We start from the raw sequence: 17,385 nt of genomic DNA on the forward strand, positions 1-17,385 counted from the left end.
GTACGTGCGACCGAGGGAGTGCAGTGGCAGCCAACGACCGGGCAGCGAGTCCCGGCAAGCCCGGCGGAAGCACCGCTGCCGAAGTGCTGATGCGCGCCTCCCTGAGCGCCGTCGCCCCCGGCACGGCCCTGCGTGACGGCCTCGAACGCATCCTGCGCGGCAACACCGGCGGTCTGATCGTCCTCGGCTGGGACAAGACGGTCGAGTCGATGTGCACGGGCGGCTTCATCCTGGACGTCGAGTTCACCGCGACGCGCCTGCGCGAGCTGTGCAAGCTCGACGGCGGCATCGTCCTCGACAAGGACATCACCAAGATCCTGCGCGCCGGTGTGCAGCTGGTGCCGGACCCGAAGATCCCCACCGAGGAGACGGGCACCCGGCACCGCACGGCGGACCGCGTCTCCAAGCAGGTCGGTTTCCCCGTCGTCTCCGTCTCCCAGTCCATGCGCCTGATCGCGCTGTACGTGGACGGTCAGCGCCGCGTCCTTGAGGACTCGGCGGCGATCCTCTCCCGCGCCAACCAGGCCCTCGCGACGCTGGAGCGGTACAAGCTCCGACTCGACGAGGTCGCGGGCACGCTCTCCGCCCTGGAGATCGAGGACCTGGTGACGGTGCGGGACGTCACGGCGGTCGCCCAGCGCCTGGAGATGGTGCGCCGCATCGCCACGGAGATCGCCGAGTACGTGGTGGAGCTGGGCACGGACGGGCGTCTTCTCGCCCTCCAGCTGGACGAGTTGATCGCGGGCGTCGAGCCCGAGCGCGAGCTGGTCGTCCGGGACTATGTGCCCGAGCCGACCGCCAAGCGCTCCCGCACGGTGGACGAGGCGCTTCAGGAGCTGGACGCCCTCTCCCACGCGGAGCTGCTCGAACTGTCCACCGTCGCCCGCGCCTTGGGTTACACCGGCTCCCCGGAGGCCCTGGACTCGGCCGTCTCGCCGCGGGGCTTCCGCCTCCTGGCCAAGGTCCCCCGGCTGCCCGGCGCCATCATCGACCGTCTCGTGGAGCACTTCGGCGGCCTGCAGAAGCTGCTCGCCGCCAGCGTGGACGACCTGCAGACGGTGGACGGCGTGGGCGAGGCCCGCGCGCGCAGCGTCCGCGAGGGCCTCTCCCGCCTTGCGGAGTCCTCGATCCTGGAGCGGTACGTCTAGCCGGACAAGGCCCCTGGAGGAGCCGGCGGCGGCCGGCCCTCCTGGAACCGTGGTCCTTCTCCGGGTCGGTCTTCTCCGGGTCAGTCCTTCTCCAGCACGAACGAGGCGCGAGCGGTGCCAAGTCCGGGCGTCTTCGCCTCGATGAGATAGGTACCGGCCTTCGCCGTCGCCCCCGAAGGCGTGGCGCAGCGCGGCTCGCTGCCCCGCCGGTCCCACTGCACGGTGTGCGTCACGTGCCCCTCGGCCGGCACGCGCAGCAGCAGACTGCCGCCACCGGAGGGGCAGTCGGCCGAGGACCAGAACTCCTCGTCGCCGTCGGCACGGGTGATCGTCACGACCGTGCCCTTGCCGCCCAGGTCGACCTTGCAGGCCTTGCCGCCGCGGTTCTCGGCGATCAGCTCGAACTTCGGCTTCTCGCCGCGCTCGTACTCGTTCTTGACGCTGCGCAGCTTCAACTTCGCGCTGCTGCCGGTGCAGTTGGGCACCTTCGTACCGGCCGGGAGCCGGTCGCCGGAGCCGCCGCCACCCTTGGCGTCGTCGGCCGAGCCGCCGCCACCGCCGGACCCCGCCGCCCCTCCGGAGCCCGCGGAGCCCCCGGAACCGCCGGAGCCACCCGAGCCCCCCGACCCGCCCGAACCGGAACCGGAGTCCGAGCCGTCGCCCGACTCGTCCCGCCCGCCCGGGTGTTCGGTGATCGCGGACCCTGATTCGGAGGGGCCCGGCGTGATGGACGTCGCTGGGCCGTTGCCGTTCGGCCCGTCGGCGCCGTTCTCGTCTCCACCACCACCGGAGGTGGCGACCCAGACGGCGAGGAGCACCAGCAGACTGAACACGGACAGCAGGACGGCCCTCCGACGCCAGTAGATGGTGGAGGGAAGCGGCCCGACCGGATTGCGCAGAGATCCCACGCCCAAACCTTACGAGAGATCCGGCGCTTGTCCCGCCCCACCCGCCGCCCTGAGCGACAAAGTTTGCCGATCATCATCCCGGAGAGCCGTTACGGGCCCTTCCGGCACTGTCCATCGTCAGGGGTGCGCACGGATCGATCGCCGGATGTGACGATTCGGACTCACTCCGTACCGTCCGTAATCATGGACACCATGGACGACGATCTCTACCGCGACATCACCGACTTCGCCCACGACACACCGTCGTGGTTCCAGCACCTCGCGGAGGTGTGGACGGAACTCGGGCTGCTTCTCTTCGGCGTGCTCTTCGTCGTCGCCTGGTGGCGTGCCCGGCGCGGCGATCCCCGCGCCCTGGCCGTCGCGGTGCTCGCTCCCCTGGCCACCGCGGTGGCCTATGTGTGCAGCGAGTTGGTCAAGTCCGCGATCGACGAGGAGCGGCCCTGCCGGGCCGTGTCCGGCGCGTTGAAGCCGCTCGTCGAGTGCCCCGCGTACGGCGACTGGTCCTTCCCCAGCAACCACTCGACGATCGCGGGTGCCGCCGCCGTCGGCCTCGCGCTCGCCTGGCCGCGGCTGGCGGCGCTGACGGTTCCGATGGCCGTGCTCATGGCCTTCTCGCGGGTCTTCGTCGGCGTGCACTACCCGCACGACGTGGCGGTGGGCCTGGTCTTCGGCGCGTTGATCACGTACGCGGTCGTCCGGCTCGCCACGCGGCCCGTGGCGCGGGTCGCGCAGACGATGCGCGGGTCCTCGACGGGCGTGGTGCGCTGGTTCGCCGGCCCCGGCCCGGCGCTCGCCCCCTCCCCGGCGACGGATCCGGCGGCGTACGACACCCCGACGATGACGTTCCGCCGCCAGGACCCGCACGGACACGACCCGTACGGGCACGACCCGCACACCCGCGGCTCGCACGACCCGCACACCCGCGGCTCGCACGACGCGCCCACCCACGGCTCGCGTCGCCGCAACTCGCATCGCCGCTGAACCGGGCCCCGTTCGGGGTGATTCAGGTCATTCGGTGGTGGCGCGGGGCTCAGTCCGGGTCCGGGACGAGCCCCGCCTCGTACGCGACGATCGCCGCCCGCACACGGTTCTTGACCCCGAGCCGTTCGAGGACCGCGCTCACATAGGCCTTGACGGTGCCTTCCACGAGGTGGAGCCGGGCGGCGATCTCGGGGTTGGACAGGCCGGCGCCGACCAGGGCGAGGACCTCGCGTTCGCGGGGCGTGAGGGCCTCGACGCGGGTGCGCGCGGCGGCGCCGCGGCCGAGCCGGCGCACGCCCGAGCGGTCGATGACGTGCCGGGCCACTTTGGGCGAGAGGAACGCGGCGCCGCCCGCCACGGCCCTGACGCCCGCGATGAGTTCGTAGGGATCGCCGGACTTCAGGAGGAAGCCGGTGGCCCCGCCGCCGAGGGCCCGGGCCACGTACGCGTCCTCGGAGAACGTCGTCAGCATGGCCACCGCGGTGCCCGGCACCGTACGGACGATCTCCTCGGCCGCCGCGAGACCGTCCAGACGCGGCATGCGGATGTCGAGCAGCGCCACGTCGGGCCGGTGGGCCTGGGCCAGGGAGACGGCCTCGCGCCCGTCGGCGGCCTCCGCGACGACCTCGATGTCCCCGCCCGCGGCGAGGATGGCCCGCACGCCCGCGCGGAGCATGGCCTCGTCGTCGGCCAGCAGAACCCGGATGGCCTTGACCTGATCCACCGCACACGCTCCTTGTCGCTCACGTTCTTCGCTCATCCGTCGGCCGTGGGGATCACGGTCTTGTCCACGAGCCGGTCGCCGTCCTCGTCGAAGCAGATCCTGAAGTAGGGGACGGCGGTGAAGAGTTCACCGCTCGCGCGGTAGTACGCGCAGTCGGCGCCGTCCGGCGGGGGGCTCGGTGCGCGTTCCGCGGGCGGGTCCGAGGCGGCCCGGTCCGGCAGCACGGGTTCGACGGCGGCGCGGGGCGTCCCGACGCGCAGGCGCGCGAAGTCGGCGGGGTCGAGCACGGAGTGCGTCCGTGAGTACGCGTACCAGGCGAACGCCCCGCCGACGAGCAGTACGCCGACGGTGACGGCGCCGCCGAAGGCCAGTACGGTGCGGCGGCGCGCGGACGCGAGGCGGGCGCCGGAGTGCGGGGGCGGCGCGGGGGCGCTCCCGGCGACCGGCAGACGTGCGGCGACCCGGAAGCCGTCCCCGTGCGGCCCCGCGTCGAAGGTGCCGCCCAGGTCGGTGACCCGGGCCCGCAGACCGCGCAGCCCGGTACCGCCCTCCGAGGGGCGAGCGGGCTGCCGGGGACGGCCGTTGACGACGGTGACCGTCGTCGCGTCGGCACCACGCCGCACCGTGACGGCGACGGGGGCACCGGGCGCGTGCCGGGCGGCGTTGGTCAGCGCTTCCCGGACGACGCGGTGGACGGCGGGGTCGGCCGGGCGCGCCGGCGCACCCTCCGCACGGCCCGACGGGCCGCCGTCCCCTCCCGACGCCAGGGCACCGGCATCGGTCCCCGGGTCCGCCGTCGCGTCGTCGTCGTACGTGATCTCCAGGCCGGACTCCGCGGCGCGTGCGACGAGGTCGGCGATGTTCTCCCCGGTGGGTGCGAGCGGGGCCCGCTCGTCGTCGTCCTCGCGGAGCAGGCCGATGATCGCGTGCAGACGGTCCGTCGCCTGCGAGGCGGCGGCGCGCAGGTCGGCGGCGGCCGCGCGGTGCCGGTCCGGCAGGTCGGGGGCCACCTGGAGGGCGCCCGCGCGGACGGCGATGAGGCTGAGTTCGTGGCCCAGGGAGTCGTGCATGTCCTGGGCGATACGGGCGCGTTCGCGCAGCCGCGCGCGGTCGGCGACGATGCGCTGCTCGCGCTCCAACTGGTCGGCCCGCGCCCAGCCCGCGGCGGCCAGCTCGCGGCCCTGGCGCCAGTAGCGGCCGCCGAGCCAGGGGAAGACCGCGCCGAACACGAGCGTCCCCACGAGGACGAGCCACTCGACCACGGGATCGACGTCCCGTACGGCGATCTTGACCGTGCCGACGCCGGCGACACCCGCGAAGGCGAGCAGCGCGGGCCCGGTGCGGGGCGCGCGGCGGCCGAGGAGCAGCGCGAAGAGGGCGAGGGCGGGGCCGAAGGAGAGCGTGAAGAGGGAGGGGGCGGTGACGAGGCCGAGGGCGGCCGCGGCGAGGAGGGCGAGCAGGGGACGGGTGCGGCGGACGCCGACGGCGGCGGCGAGCACGGCCGGCGTGACGAGTTGCACGCCGGCGGACCGGGGTTCCTCCAGCCCCAGCCGGCCCACCACCACCCCGGGCACGGCAAGCCCCACCCACACCCCGACCCCCCGCACCCACCTCTCCACACCCCCGACGCTACTTCCCCACCCCCACGCCCCACCCCTGCCGATAGTCAGTACCGAACCACCTACCGGGCCCGGAGACCCGGGGCAACGGGCGGGTGGGTGGGTGGGAAATCGTCCGCGCGAAGCGCGGAAACAGGACGACGCACCCGCAGACAAAAGACGACCCCACCCCGAGCCAACCCGGAGAACCGCCGAGGCCATGGCAGGATCGACCCTGCCATGACTGCTCCCACCAAGCCCACGCCGAACAGCCCGGCCCCGGGGGACTCCCCCGAGTACGCCGGGGACGCCCTCCACACCCCCGTCATCGCCTGGTTCGACGCACACGCCCGCGACCTGCCGTGGCGGCGCGAGGACGCCGGGCCGTGGGGCGTGATGGTCAGTGAGTTCATGCTCCAGCAGACGCCGGTCAGCCGCGTCCTGCCGGTGTACGAGCAGTGGCTGGCCCGCTGGCCCCGCCCCGCCGACCTCGCCGCGGAGGCTCCCGGCGAGGCGGTCCGCGCCTGGGGGCGCCTCGGGTACCCGCGCCGCGCCCTGCGGCTGCACGGCGCCGCCGTGGCCATAACGGAACGGCACGGCGGTGACGTACCGGCGCAGCACGCGCAGTTGCTCGCCCTGCCCGGCATCGGGGAGTACACCGCGGCCGCCGTGGCGTCCTTCGCGTACGGGCAGCGCCACGCCGTCCTGGACACGAACGTGCGCCGGGTCTTCGCGCGGGCCGTGACCGGCGTGCAGTACCCCCCGAACGCCACCACCGCCGCCGAGCGCAGGCTGGCCCGCGCCCTGCTCCCCGAGGACGAGCGCACGGCGTCGCGCTGGGCCGCCGCCTCCATGGAGCTGGGCGCCCTGGTGTGCACCGCCAAGAACGAGGCCTGTGGGCGCTGCCCGATCGCCGACCGGTGCGCCTGGCTCTCGGCGGGCAAACCGGCGCACGACGGCCCGGCCCGGCGCGGCCAGACGTACGCGGGCACGGACCGCCAGGTGCGGGGCAAGCTGCTCGCGGTGCTCCGCGAGGCCCTGACCCCCGTACCGCAGGCCGCCCTCGACCGGGTGTGGGACGAGCCGGTGCAGCGGGCGCGCGCGCTGGACGGGCTGGTCGCGGACGGTCTGGTCGAGCCGCTGCCGGACGGTCTGTACCGGCTGCCGCTGACCTGACGCGCGGGACACGACGCTGATCTGACGCACGGAGCGCCGCGGCCCGCGCCCCGCGCAACCGGGGGCCCGGCCGGACCCCCGCTTTACGCGCGTCCTACTTCTGTTACACAACCTACGCACAGCCGTGCGCCCGCCGCTGGCTGCTCCGCACAACCCCGTGACACGGCCTCCGTAGCTTCATACCCGTACCGCACGAGCAGGGACGGCGGTCGACATCGGGGATGGAACGGAGGCGGTTTGATATGGCGCACGGCGAGGTGCTCGAGTTCGAAGAGTACGTCCGCACTCGGCAGGATGCCCTGCTGCGCAGTGCCCGGCGCCTGGTTCCGGACCCCGTGGACGCCCAGGACCTGCTGCAGACCGCGCTCGTGCGCACGTACGGCCGTTGGGACGGCATAGCCGACAAGCGGCTCGCGGACGCCTATCTGCGCCGCGTCATGATCAACACCCGTACGGAGTGGTGGCGGGCCCGCAAGCTCGAAGAGGTGCCCACCGAGCAGCTGCCCGACGCGAGCGTGGACGACTCCACGGAGCAGCACGCGGACCGCGCGCTGCTGATGGACATCCTGAAGGTCCTCGCACCCAAGCAGCGCAGCGTCGTCGTGCTGCGACACTGGGAGCAGATGTCCACAGAGGAGACGGCCGCCGCACTCGGCATGTCGGCCGGAACGGTCAAGAGCACGCTGCACCGGGCACTCGCCCGGCTCCGCCAGGAGCTGGAGAACCGGGATCGCGAGGAACTCCTCGCACGCGCGCTCGAACGTGAGGAGCGGGAGCGTTGCGCGGCCTAGGCCCCCGGGCCACCAGAAACGTGAGGGCGGTGAGCACGGCGGTGGCCGGGTTCACCGCCGTCGGCCTTTCACTCTCCGCCTGCTCGACGGGCGGTTCCGGCGCCCGCGACGAGGGCCCGGCCCGCAGCGAGCCGGTGGTGTCCGCGTCGCCGTCGCCCTCCGCCTCCGCGGTGGAGAAGAAGATCGACGCGGTGCGGCTGGTCAAGAGCGACCCGAAGGTCAGCACGGCGATCAAGCGGGACCTCAAGCCCTGTGCGGGCGAGTCGTATCCGGTGGACGTGTCGTACGGGAACCTCACCGGAGGAACTGCTTCCGATGTCGTGGTGAACGTGCTGACCTGCTCGGACGCCGTGGGCATCGGCAGTTTCGTGTACCGCGCCGAGGGCGGTGGGTACGAGAATGTCTTCGCGGCCGAGGAGCCCGCCTCCGTCTACGCCGAGATCGACCGGGGCGACCTGGTCGTCACCAAGCAGCTCTACGAGAAGGGTGACGAGGTGCCCTACCCGTCCGGCGAGGAAGTGATCACCTATCACTGGTCCTCGCACCACTTCGCCGAGACCGGACGCACCCGCAACGACTTCAGCAGCGCGGTGAGCGCGGAGTCGCCCCCCGCGCCGGCGGCGTAGCCCCCGTACCGCACCCACAGGCACGAAACGCACCGAGAAGGACTGAGAGCAGCCGATGGCAGAGCAGACCCATGTCCTGTTCGTCGAGGACGACGACGTCATCCGCGAGGCCACCCAGCTCGCCCTGGAGCGCGACGGCTTCGTGGTGACGGCCATGCCCGACGGACTGGCGGGCCTGGAGGCGTTCCGCGCGGACCAGCCGGACATCGCGCTGCTCGACGTCATGGTGCCCGGCCTGGACGGCGTCTCGCTGTGCCGCCGCATCCGCGACGAGTCGACCGTCCCGGTGATCATGCTGTCGGCGCGCGCCGACTCCATCGACGTCGTCCTCGGCCTGGAGGCGGGCGCCGACGACTACGTGACCAAGCCGTTCGACGGAGCCGTCCTGGTGGCCCGCATCCGCGCCGTCCTGCGCCGGTTCGGGCACGCGAGCGGTTCCGGCTCGGCCACGGGCGCCGCCGACGACCGGTCGTCGGCGGACGGCGGTGTGCTGCAGTTCGGCGAACTGGAGATCGACACGGAGGGCATGGAGGTCCGCAGGGACGGCACCCCGGTCGCGCTGACGCCGACCGAGATGCGCCTGCTGCTCGAATTCTCCTCCGCGCCCGGCACCGTGCTCTCCCGCGACAAGCTCCTGGAGCGTGTGTGGGACTACGGCTGGGGCGGTGACACCCGGGTCGTCGACGTCCATGTGCAGCGGCTGCGCACGAAGGTGGGCCAGGACCGCATCGAGACGGTCCGCGGCTTCGGCTACAAGCTCAAGGCGTGAGCGGGCCCGTGAACGGCTTCCGTGGGGCCACGGACCGGGTCGGCGGGGCCCGCGGGGTCCGTGGGGCGGCCGGGCGCATGCGTGAGGCGCTGCGCTCCCGCCTTCGCACCGGCGCGCGCGCGAACCCGCGCGGTGGTGCGCGCGCGGGCCTGCGCACCGGCGTGCGCTGGAAGATCAGCGCGGCGATCGCGCTGGTCGGCGCGCTGGTCGCGGTGGCGCTGAGCCTGGTCGTGCACAACGCGGCGCGCGTCTCGATGCTCGACAACGCCCGGGACGTACAGGACGAGCGCATCCAGTTCGCCCTGCGGCTGTACTCCGCCTCGCAGCGCCAGACGCTCCAGTTCGGCACGAAGGTCGACGATCCGGCGCTCCCCGAGGAGCTGCGGCAGACGGTCCTCAAGGGCCGCCGCGCCACCTTCGTGGAGGACAAGCCCGACGGGGTCCCGGACATCTGGGCGGCCGTGCCGCTCGCCGACGGGCATGTCCTGTCGCTGCACTCCCGGTTCACCGACCGCAGCGCCACCGTCATGAAGGACCTCGACCAGGCCCTGGTCATCGGCTCCATCGCGGTCGTCTTCGGCGGCTGCGCGCTGGGCGTCCTGATCGGCGGGCAGCTGTCGCGGCGGCTGCGCAAGGCGGCCACGGCGGCGAGCGAGGTCGCCCAGGGCCAGACGGACGTGAGCGTCCGCGACGCCATCGGCGGCGTCGTGCAGGACGAGACCGACGACCTGGCGAGCGCCGTGGACGCCATGGCCGACGCCCTCAAGCAGCGCCTGGAGGCCGAGCGGCGGGTCACCGCCGACATCGCGCACGAGCTGCGCACGCCGGTCACCGGACTGCTCACGGCGGCCGAGCTGCTGCCGCCGGGCCGGCCGAGCGAGCTGGTCAAGGACCGCGCGCAGGCCATGCGCACGCTCGTGGAGGACGTCCTCGAAGTGGCCCGCCTCGACTCCGCGGCCGAGCGGGCCGAGCTGCAGGACATCACCCTCGGCGAGTTCGTGACGCGCCGGATGGCGTCCCTGACCACGGAGGTGACGGTGACGGTGGTGCACGAGTCGGAGGTCACCACCGACCCGCGCCGCCTCGAGCGCATCCTCGGCAACCTCGTCGCCAACGCCGCCAAGCACGGCAAGCCGCCCATCGAGGTCAGCGTCGAGGGCCGCGTGGTCCGGGTGCGCGACCACGGGCCCGGCTTCCCCGAGGCGCTGCTGCACGAGGGGCCGAGCCGCTTCCGCACCGGCAGCACCGACCGGGCGGGGCACGGCCACGGCCTCGGCCTGACGATCGCCGCCGGCCAGGCCCGCGTCCTCGGCGCCCGGCTCACCTTCCGCAATGTGCGCCCGGCGGGGGCCGCGCCCCACGCGAGCTCCGAGGGCGCGGTGGCCGTGTTGTGGCTGCCGGAGCACGCGCCGACCAACACGGGCAGCTTCCCGATGCTTCAGCTCCCGGACAACCTCTGACGCGACCCGGCGCGCGCCGCTAGCAGCTCCACTCCTTGTCGAGGTCCGGGCCGCCCTCGCGGCGCTGTGTGAACGAGAACCAGTTCCCCGAGTCGTCGCGGAAGAGCGCCTCGGTGCCGTACGGGCGCTCCTGCGGCTCCTGGAGGAACTCGACGCCGCGCGCCCTGAGCTTCTCGTAGTCCCCGTGGACGTCGTCGGTGACCAGGACGCCGGCACCGAGGACTCCCTTGGCGACCAGCTTCTTCATGGCCTCGGCCGACTCGGCGTCCAGGGCCGGCGGGCCCGGCACCATCAGTGTCAGCTCCACGTCGGGCTGGTCCTCGGCGCCGACGGTGAGCCAGCGCATGCCGCCGTCGCCCATCGTCATGTCCGTACGCACCTCGAGGCCGAGCTTCCGGGTGTAGAACTCCTTGGCCCGGTCCTGGTCCAGGACCCAGACGGTGGAGATGGCGAGTCCCTTGATCATGGCACGCTCCTTCATCCGGTCATGTCCCGATGCTGGCACGCGGCACCGACGACGGCCCCCCGGCGCGAGAGCACCGAGGGGCCGTGGAGCTGCCGACGAGCCGGGGGGGGCGGGATCAGGCGATGACGCCCGTGGCCGGCTCCTCGGCCGCCCGCACCGCCGACTTCGCGTCGCCGTCGTCCGCGGGCTTCTTGTCGGCGGGGCCCGCGCCGCGCAGCGGGATCTCCTTCACGAAGAGGGAGGCCAGCAGCGCGATGACGGCGACAGCCGTGCCGAGCAGGAAGGCCGAGTGCGTCCCGGAGGACACCGCGAACTTGTACGCGTCGCTCACCCGCTCCGGGAGCTTCGCCAGACTGTCCGCGTCGAGCTGGGCCGACCTCTCGGTGACCTTGCCGCCCAGTTCACCGGCGCGCTCGGCCATCACGTCCTGGACGCGGTCGTTGAAGAGGGCGCCCATGATCGCGACGCCGAACGAGGAGCCGAGCGTACGGAAGAGGGTGGCCGAGGACGAGGCGACGCCCATGTCCTTCAGCTCGACGCTGTTCTGCGCGACGAGCATGGTGACCTGCATCAGGAAGCCCATGCCGGCACCGAGCACCGCCATGTAGAGGCCCGAGGTGAGCCGCGTCGTCCCCGTGTCCATCTGGGCCAGCAGGAAGAAGCCGACGATCATCAGGAGGGTGCCGACGATCGGGAAGACCTTGTACTTGCCGGTCGCCGTGGTGAACCGGCCGGCGAACATGGAGACGGCCATCATCGACAGCAGCATCGGGAGCAGCAGCAGCCCGGAGTTGGTCGCCGAGGCGCCCTGCACCGCCTGCTGGTAGAGCGGCAGGAAGAGCATCGCGCCGAACATCACGAAGCCGGTGATGAAGCCGATGACGGCCATCAACGAGAAGTTGCGGCTGCGGAAGATGTGCAGCGGCATGATCGGCTCGGCGGCCTTCTTCTGTACGAGGAGGAAGCCGATGAGCGAGACGACGCCGATCGCGACCAGCTCCATGATGACGGCCGAGCTCCAGGCGTACTCCGTGCCGCCCCAGGTGGTGACGAGGACGAGCGCGCTGATGCCGACGGTGAGCAGGGCCGCGCCGAGGTAGTCGATCCGTCCCTCGGCCTTCTTCTTCGGCAGGTGCAGGACGGCGGTCACCATGGCGAGCGCCACGGCGCCCAGCGGCAGGTTGATGTAGAACGCCCAGCGCCAGCCGAGGTGGTCGGTGATGGTGCCGCCGACGAGCGGGCCGCCGATCATCGCGACCGCCATGACGCCGGTCATCATGCCCATGTACTTGCCGCGCTCCCGCGGCGGCACCAGGTCACCGATGATCGCCATGACGCCCACCATCAGTCCGCCCGCGCCCAGTCCCTGGATGGCGCGGAAGCCGATGAGCTGCTCCATGTCCTGCGCCATGCCGCTGAGCGCGGACCCGGCGAGGAAGATGACTATGGAGGTGAGGAAGGCGCCCTTGCGGCCGTACATGTCGCCGACCTTGCCCCAGATGGGGGTGGATGCGGCGGTGGCCAGCGTGTAGCCGGTGACGACCCACGACAGGTGCTCCAGGCCGCCGAGGTCGCCGACGATCGTCGGCATGGCGGGGCTCACGATCATGTTGTCGAGCATCGCGAGCAGCATCGCGATCATCAGGGCCATCAGCACGACGCGCACACTGCGCTGCCGGGGTTCGCCCTGCGCGGCCGGTCCGGCCTTGTCCAGCTCCGGTTCGGCTCGCGCCGTGGTCTTGTCGTTCATGGTCCCCATTCCCCGCACTTCCCCAGGTACGCCCTGGCCCCACCGGCGCCTTACTTGCCGACCGGCTAGCTGACTACACTGAGGGAAGGTAGACCCCGAACTAGCCGGGCGTCAAGTAAGTTAATTGGAGTCGAGGAGCACCCGATGGGCACGGGCACAGACAAGCAACAGCGCCGCGGGAACACCCGCCAGCGCATTCAGGACGTGGCCCTCGAACTCTTCGCCGAACAGGGGTACGAGAAGACGTCACTGCGCGAGATCGCGGAGCGGCTGGAGGTCACGAAGGCGGCGCTGTACTACCACTTCAAGACCAAGGAGGCCATCCTCACCAGCATCTTCGAGGACCTCACGCGGCCCATCGACGAGCTGATCGCCTGGGGTCACGAACAGCCCCAGCCGCCGTCCCTGGAGGTCCGGCAGCAGGTTCTGCGCCGCTACAGCGACATCCTGGTGGACGCGGCGCCGCTCTTCCGCTTCATGCAGGAGAACCAGGCCACCATGCGGGACCTGAAGACGGGCGAGAGCTTCAAGGACCGCATGTTCGGGCTCTACGAGATCCTCAAGGACCCCGGGGCGCCGATGACCGACCAGGTGCGGTGCTTCAGCGCGCTGTTCACCATGCACGGCGGGATGTTCGTCCTCAAGGACGTCGAAGGCGACCCCGAGGAGAAGCGCAAGGCCATCCTCGAAGTCGCCATCGACCTGGTCACGCAGGCCCACTCGGGCGGCTGAACCGCCCCCGGGTCAGACGCGCACGCCGACCGAGCGCAGGAAGGCGACGGGGTCGACGGCCGAGCCGTAGTTGGGGGTCGTGCGGATCTCGAAGTGCAGGTGCGGGCCGCTGGAGTTGCCGGTGTTGCCGGACAGGGCGACGCGCTGGCCGGTGGCGACGTTCTGGCCCACCCGGACGTCGACGCGCGAGAGGTGCGCGTACTGCGAGTACGTGCCGTTGCTGTGCCTGATCACCACGGCGTTGCCGTAGGCCGGACCGTCACCGGCGCCGTTGGGGCCGGCCTTGACGACCGTACCGCCGTGCACGGCGGCGACCGGGGTGCCGACCGGGACGGCGAAGTCCTGGCCGGAGTGCTTGTGGGCCCACATGTTGCCGCCGCGGCCGAAGGTCGCGGAGAGCGTGTAGCGCTCGACCGGGTGGATCCAGGAGGCGGCCTTCGCGGCGGCGGCCTTCTTGATGCCGGCGGCCTTCTTGGCCGCGTCCTGCTGGGCCTTCTCGGCGGCCTTGGCCTGGGCGGCGGCCTGCGCGTGCACCGAGTTCACGGTGACGCCGGGCAGGACACCGCCGCTCCTGGCGCTGTCCGCAGCGACCGAGACCCCGGCTCCGAGCACCGCCGACGCGCCGAGGCCGACGGCGAGAACGGCCGCCCGCGTACGGAGCGTGGACGGGCGGGGATGGTGGGACCTGGTGCGCTTCGACATGGGGACGTCCTTCGGGTGACGGGGAGGGGGCGTGCGACGACCCGGCGGACGGGAGCGGGACAGGGCCCCGCACCACCGCGCTTCACCGGGTCGGCCATCCCTTGGTAACCCGCGCTCGAACCCCTGCCAAACCCCCCATCTACTACCGAAAGCCGTAGCGACCCATGATGATTTTGGACCCTTGACACCACCAAATCCGGACAATTCCCTCGTTGGGTGGCATGTGAATCCTTGGCCTCTCACGCGTTTGACCCCACGTGGGACAGCCCCGCGCCCCGCGTCACCCCTGGATCCCCACCCCGGGCCCCGTGACGCGGTGAAGGTCCCGGGGGTTGCGGGCCGAAGGTCCCGAACCGCCGGCCCTGGCGCCCACTAAAGCGCGTAGTACCGCGCAAACCCCCTGTGCGGCATGTCACCGGCCCCGAGGATCCGCCCCACCGCCGATGTGACGCCCACTACGCTCACGCCCATGGATCCCGCGGTCGTAGGCACCCGCCTGGCGTCGAGCGTCGTCACCCCGCTGATCAAGAAGCTGTTCGCCCGTGAGGGCCCCGGCGCCGGGCTCGTGGGCCGGCCCGTGCGGGTGTCCGCGCTCGTGTCCTTCCGGGGCGAGAAGCGGACCCTGACCGAGCCGGACGTACGCCGTATCGCGGAGCGGCTCGTGGCCCGGTCCCTGTCCCTGTCCTCCCAGGGCGAGCGGCCCTTCCCGCCGGACGAGGCCGTGGCGGTCACCGACGCCCTGACCCGCGTGCTCCTGGCCCTCGGCGACCTCGACATGGACGACGTCCAGGCGGTCGGCCTCGGCCACCAGAAGCTGGCCCGCCTGCTCCTGCGCGCGGCGCGGGACGCCGACGCCTGGCTGTCCGAGGACGCCGCCCGCTACCTCGACTCGGTCACCGAGTGGGCCTGCCTGCACATCCTCCAGTTCTTCACACAGCGCTCCACCTTCGTGGCGGCCACGCTGGTCGCCCAGCGGCGGAGCCAGGACGAACTCATCGCGAAGGCCGACGCGCTGATCGCCCGCAGCCCGCTCCCCGGGGCACAGGACACCGCCTTCGAAGAGCGCTACCTCGCGTACGTGGCGAGGAAGCACGGCAAGCTGACGATCTTCGGGATCGACCTGACGGACACCCCGGGCAAGTGGCCGCTGGACGCGGCCTACATGTCGTTGGAGGCGACCGCGCCCTCAGGCACCGCCGACGTCGTCTTGCGCCCCGGGGAGAACTGGGTTGAGGCCCTGAAGGAGATCCACGCCGCCCGCCCCGCCGACCAGGCCCTCGCCGCCCACGACCGCGTCCTGCTGCGCGGCGAGGCCGGTTCCGGCAAGACGACCCTCGTGCAGTGGCTCGCGGTCAGCGCCGCCCGCCAGGACCTGGCCGAGGGCCCCATGACGTACCTCTACGACCGCGTCCCCTACGTCCTGCCCCTGCGCACCCTGACCCGCCACGGAGAGCGCCTGCCCGCCCCCGCGGACTTCCTCGCCTCCGTAGGCTGCCCGCTCGCCGGCACCCAGCCCGCGGGCTGGGAGGCGCGCGTTCTGGCGGCGGGTCGCGCTCTGGTCCTGATCGACGGCATCGACGAGATCCCGGAGGCCGAACGCGCCGCCACGCGCGCGTGGCTCACCGATCTCCTCGACGCCTACCCCGGCAACCGCTGGCTGGTGACCTCACGCCCGGCGGCCGTACGGGCCGACTGGCTGGCGGAAGAGGGCTTCACGGAGCTGACGCTCTCCGCGATGAACGAGAAGGAGGTGAGCGCCTTCATCGAACGCTGGCACGCCGCGGCGGCCACGGGCGCGCCCGACGAGGACGCGGCCCTCACCGCGTACGAGAGTCAGCTCCTCGCGGCGGTGAAGTCGAAGCCGGACCTGGGCCGCCTGGCCACCAACCCCCTGATGTGCGGCCTGATCTGCGCCCTGCACCGCGACCGCAGGGGTTTCCTGCCGCTGGGCCGCAAGGACCTCTACGCGGCCGCCCTCTCCATGCTCCTGGTCCGCAGGGACCGCGAACGCCACATGACCGTCCCCGAGTTGCGCGAGGAACCTCAGCTCCAGCTGCTCCAGCGCCTCGCGTACTGGCTGATCCGCAACGGCCGCACGGTTCTGGACCGTTCGCGGGCGGAGACGATCATCGCGGACGCACTGCCGGCCGTACCGGAGCTGGCCGCACTCGGCGACGCCCACGCCGTCTACACGCACTTCCTGCACCGCAGTGGCCTGCTGCGCGAACCGGGCCCCGACACCGTCGACTTCGTCCACCGCACCTTCCAGGACTTCCTCGGCGCCCGCGCCGCCGTCGACGAGGGCGACTTCGGCGTCCTCGCCCGGCACGCGGCGGACGACCAGTGGGAGGACGTCATCCGCATGGCGGTGGCCCAGGCCCGCCCCCGCGAACGGGCGGAGATCCTGCGGGACCTGCTGGCCCACGGCGACGCCCACACCGACGAGCGTTCCCGCAAGCGCGTCCACCTCCTCGCCGCGGCCTGCCTCGAACACGCGGCGGAACTGGCCCCGGCGGTACGGGAGGAGGTGGAGCACAGGACCGCCGGGCTCATCCCGCCGCGGGACGCCGACGACGCCCGCGCCCTCGCACAGGTCGGCCCCATGGTCCTCGACCTGCTGCCGGGCCCGGACTCGCTGACCGCCGAGGAGGCCCGCCTGGTGACGGTCACCGCGACCCACGTGCGCTCCGACGCGGCCATCCCCTTCCTGGCCCGCTTCGCCCGCCACCCCGACCTCATGGTCCGCAGCCAGCTGATGTGGGGGTGGCACCGCTTCGACTGCCGCGCGTACGCGGACCAGGTCATCGCCCATCTCGACGCCACCGCCCTGCACTTCACGCTCCGGGACGACGTACAGATCGCGGAGCTGGAGCGGCTGGGGCTGTTTCCGAGGCGGCTCGACATGCGGGTCGGCGTCTCCCCCGAGGTCGCCTCCCGCTTCCTCGTCGCCTGCGAGCCGGCCTTCCTGCTGCTCTCCTACTCCCCGGCCCACCTCACGCCCGAGGCCCTGGCCGCCCTGCACGGCCTGGACGGGCTGAATGTCTTCAGCGTCGGCGACACCGACGAGCCCTGGAGCCTCACCCTGTTCCCGGCCGAGGCCCCGTTGACGTTCGTCGGGCTCACGGGCTCCCGCTCCTCCGTGCGGGACCTGGAGCTGCTGCCCCGCTGGCCGCTCCTTGAGCGCGTCACCTTCGGGGAGAGCGGTCCGGACTCGGCCGCCGACTGGGAGATACTCGCCCGCCTGCCCCGGCTCGCCCGGCTGGGCTGCGGCTCCCGCGGCCTCGCGTACGCGCCCGAGGGGCTGAGCCTGCCGCGCCTCACCGAGCTCTGGCTCTCCCCCGACGGCGACCGGGAGGCGGCGATGGCCCGCATCGCCACCTTGATGCCGGGACTCCAGCTCCTCCACGTGGAGCCTCCCACCGACAGGGGGACGGCGGGAGAGCCGAGGCGGCACCTCGACGTCTCCGCCCTGCCCGACCACATCGACGTACAGGTGTGGGAGCCGTCCAAACTCTGAGCGCCCCCCTCCCCCGCCACACGGGGCACGAGAAAAG

Annotated in this window: 14 protein-coding genes and 1 pseudogene; 9 read left to right on the top strand and 6 right to left on the bottom strand. The window is 72.5% G+C overall.

All coding sequences use genetic code 11. From position 1 onward, the window contains the following. The first annotated feature begins 23 nt into the window (after positions 1-23). Positions 24-1,148 (top strand): DNA integrity scanning diadenylate cyclase DisA, encoded by a 1,125-nt coding sequence (disA, locus tag ACZ5GP_RS12005; RefSeq protein WP_468750751.1) that lies wholly within the window; start codon positions 24-26, stop codon positions 1,146-1,148. A gap of 80 nt (positions 1,149-1,228) precedes the next feature. Here the strand turns inward: disA and ACZ5GP_RS12010 are convergent, their stop codons facing one another. After that, positions 1,229-2,056: a hypothetical protein gene (locus tag ACZ5GP_RS12010; protein ID WP_468750752.1), complete on the bottom strand. Its 828-nt coding sequence runs from the start codon at positions 2,054-2,056 to the stop codon at positions 1,229-1,231. A 183-nt stretch (positions 2,057-2,239) separates the two neighbouring features. Here ACZ5GP_RS12010 and ACZ5GP_RS12015 point away from each other — a divergent pair. Then, a pseudogene (locus ACZ5GP_RS12015) lies at positions 2,240-2,842 on the top strand (phosphatase PAP2 family protein); the annotation flags it as partial. A gap of 244 nt (positions 2,843-3,086) precedes the next feature. On the opposite strand, the gene ACZ5GP_RS12020 reads toward ACZ5GP_RS12015, so the two are convergent. Both ACZ5GP_RS12020 and ACZ5GP_RS12025 read right to left on the bottom strand, forming a co-directional pair. Next, the gene (locus ACZ5GP_RS12020; RefSeq protein ID WP_468751263.1) at positions 3,087-3,713 is read right to left on the bottom strand and encodes a response regulator; all 627 of its coding nucleotides are present in this window, start codon (positions 3,711-3,713) and stop codon (positions 3,087-3,089) included. Between the two features lie 80 nt (positions 3,714-3,793). After that, entirely contained in the window at positions 3,794-5,380 is a 1,587-nt protein-coding gene (locus ACZ5GP_RS12025) for a sensor histidine kinase (RefSeq protein ID WP_468750753.1), read from the bottom strand. A gap of 219 nt (positions 5,381-5,599) precedes the next feature. Between ACZ5GP_RS12025 and ACZ5GP_RS12030 the strand changes: the two genes are divergently transcribed. The 5 genes from ACZ5GP_RS12030 (at position 5,600) to cseC (ending at position 10,181) form a co-directional block, all read left to right on the top strand. Continuing rightward, a complete protein-coding gene (locus tag ACZ5GP_RS12030; RefSeq protein ID WP_358586112.1) occupies positions 5,600-6,535 on the top strand; it encodes an HhH-GPD family protein in 936 nt (311 codons plus the stop codon). Between the two features lie 242 nt (positions 6,536-6,777). After that, on the top strand, positions 6,778-7,326 hold the full coding sequence (locus ACZ5GP_RS12035) for a SigE family RNA polymerase sigma factor (RefSeq protein WP_468750754.1): 549 nt from the start codon (positions 6,778-6,780) through the stop codon (positions 7,324-7,326). 20 nt (positions 7,327-7,346) lie between these two features. After that, the gene (locus ACZ5GP_RS12040) at positions 7,347-7,952 is read left to right on the top strand and encodes a hypothetical protein (RefSeq protein ID WP_468750755.1); all 606 of its coding nucleotides are present in this window, start codon (positions 7,347-7,349) and stop codon (positions 7,950-7,952) included. Positions 7,953-8,007: 55 nt separating this feature from the next. Then, on the top strand, positions 8,008-8,721 hold the full coding sequence (gene cseB, locus ACZ5GP_RS12045; protein WP_468750756.1) for a two-component system response regulator CseB: 714 nt from the start codon (positions 8,008-8,010) through the stop codon (positions 8,719-8,721). Between the two features lie 77 nt (positions 8,722-8,798). Continuing rightward, positions 8,799-10,181, top strand: coding sequence for a two-component system sensor histidine kinase CseC (gene cseC, locus ACZ5GP_RS12050; protein WP_468751264.1), 1,383 nt, complete (start codon positions 8,799-8,801; stop codon positions 10,179-10,181). Positions 10,182-10,200: 19 nt separating this feature from the next. On the opposite strand, the gene ACZ5GP_RS12055 is transcribed toward cseC, so the two are convergent. Beyond that, positions 10,201-10,647, bottom strand: a complete 447-nt coding sequence (locus tag ACZ5GP_RS12055) for a VOC family protein (protein ID WP_468750757.1) — start codon at positions 10,645-10,647, stop codon at positions 10,201-10,203. A gap of 115 nt (positions 10,648-10,762) precedes the next feature. After that, complete coding sequence (locus ACZ5GP_RS12060; protein WP_468750758.1) at positions 10,763-12,406, bottom strand: MDR family MFS transporter; 1,644 nt, start codon at positions 12,404-12,406, stop codon at positions 10,763-10,765. A gap of 135 nt (positions 12,407-12,541) precedes the next feature. Between ACZ5GP_RS12060 and ACZ5GP_RS12065 the strand changes: the two genes are divergently transcribed. Further along, positions 12,542-13,129, top strand: a complete 588-nt coding sequence (locus ACZ5GP_RS12065) for a TetR/AcrR family transcriptional regulator (protein WP_468750759.1) — start codon at positions 12,542-12,544, stop codon at positions 13,127-13,129. A gap of 12 nt (positions 13,130-13,141) precedes the next feature. On the opposite strand, the gene ACZ5GP_RS12070 is transcribed toward ACZ5GP_RS12065, so the two are convergent. Continuing rightward, positions 13,142-13,831, bottom strand: a complete 690-nt coding sequence (locus ACZ5GP_RS12070) for a M23 family metallopeptidase (protein WP_468750760.1) — start codon at positions 13,829-13,831, stop codon at positions 13,142-13,144. A 469-nt stretch (positions 13,832-14,300) separates the two neighbouring features. Between ACZ5GP_RS12070 and ACZ5GP_RS12075 the strand changes: the two genes are divergently transcribed. Next, entirely contained in the window at positions 14,301-17,348 is a 3,048-nt protein-coding gene (locus ACZ5GP_RS12075) for an NACHT domain-containing protein (RefSeq protein WP_468750761.1), read from the top strand. Positions 17,349-17,385 lie beyond the last annotated feature (37 nt).

The organism is Streptomyces sp. NPDC031466 (assembly GCF_055581265.1).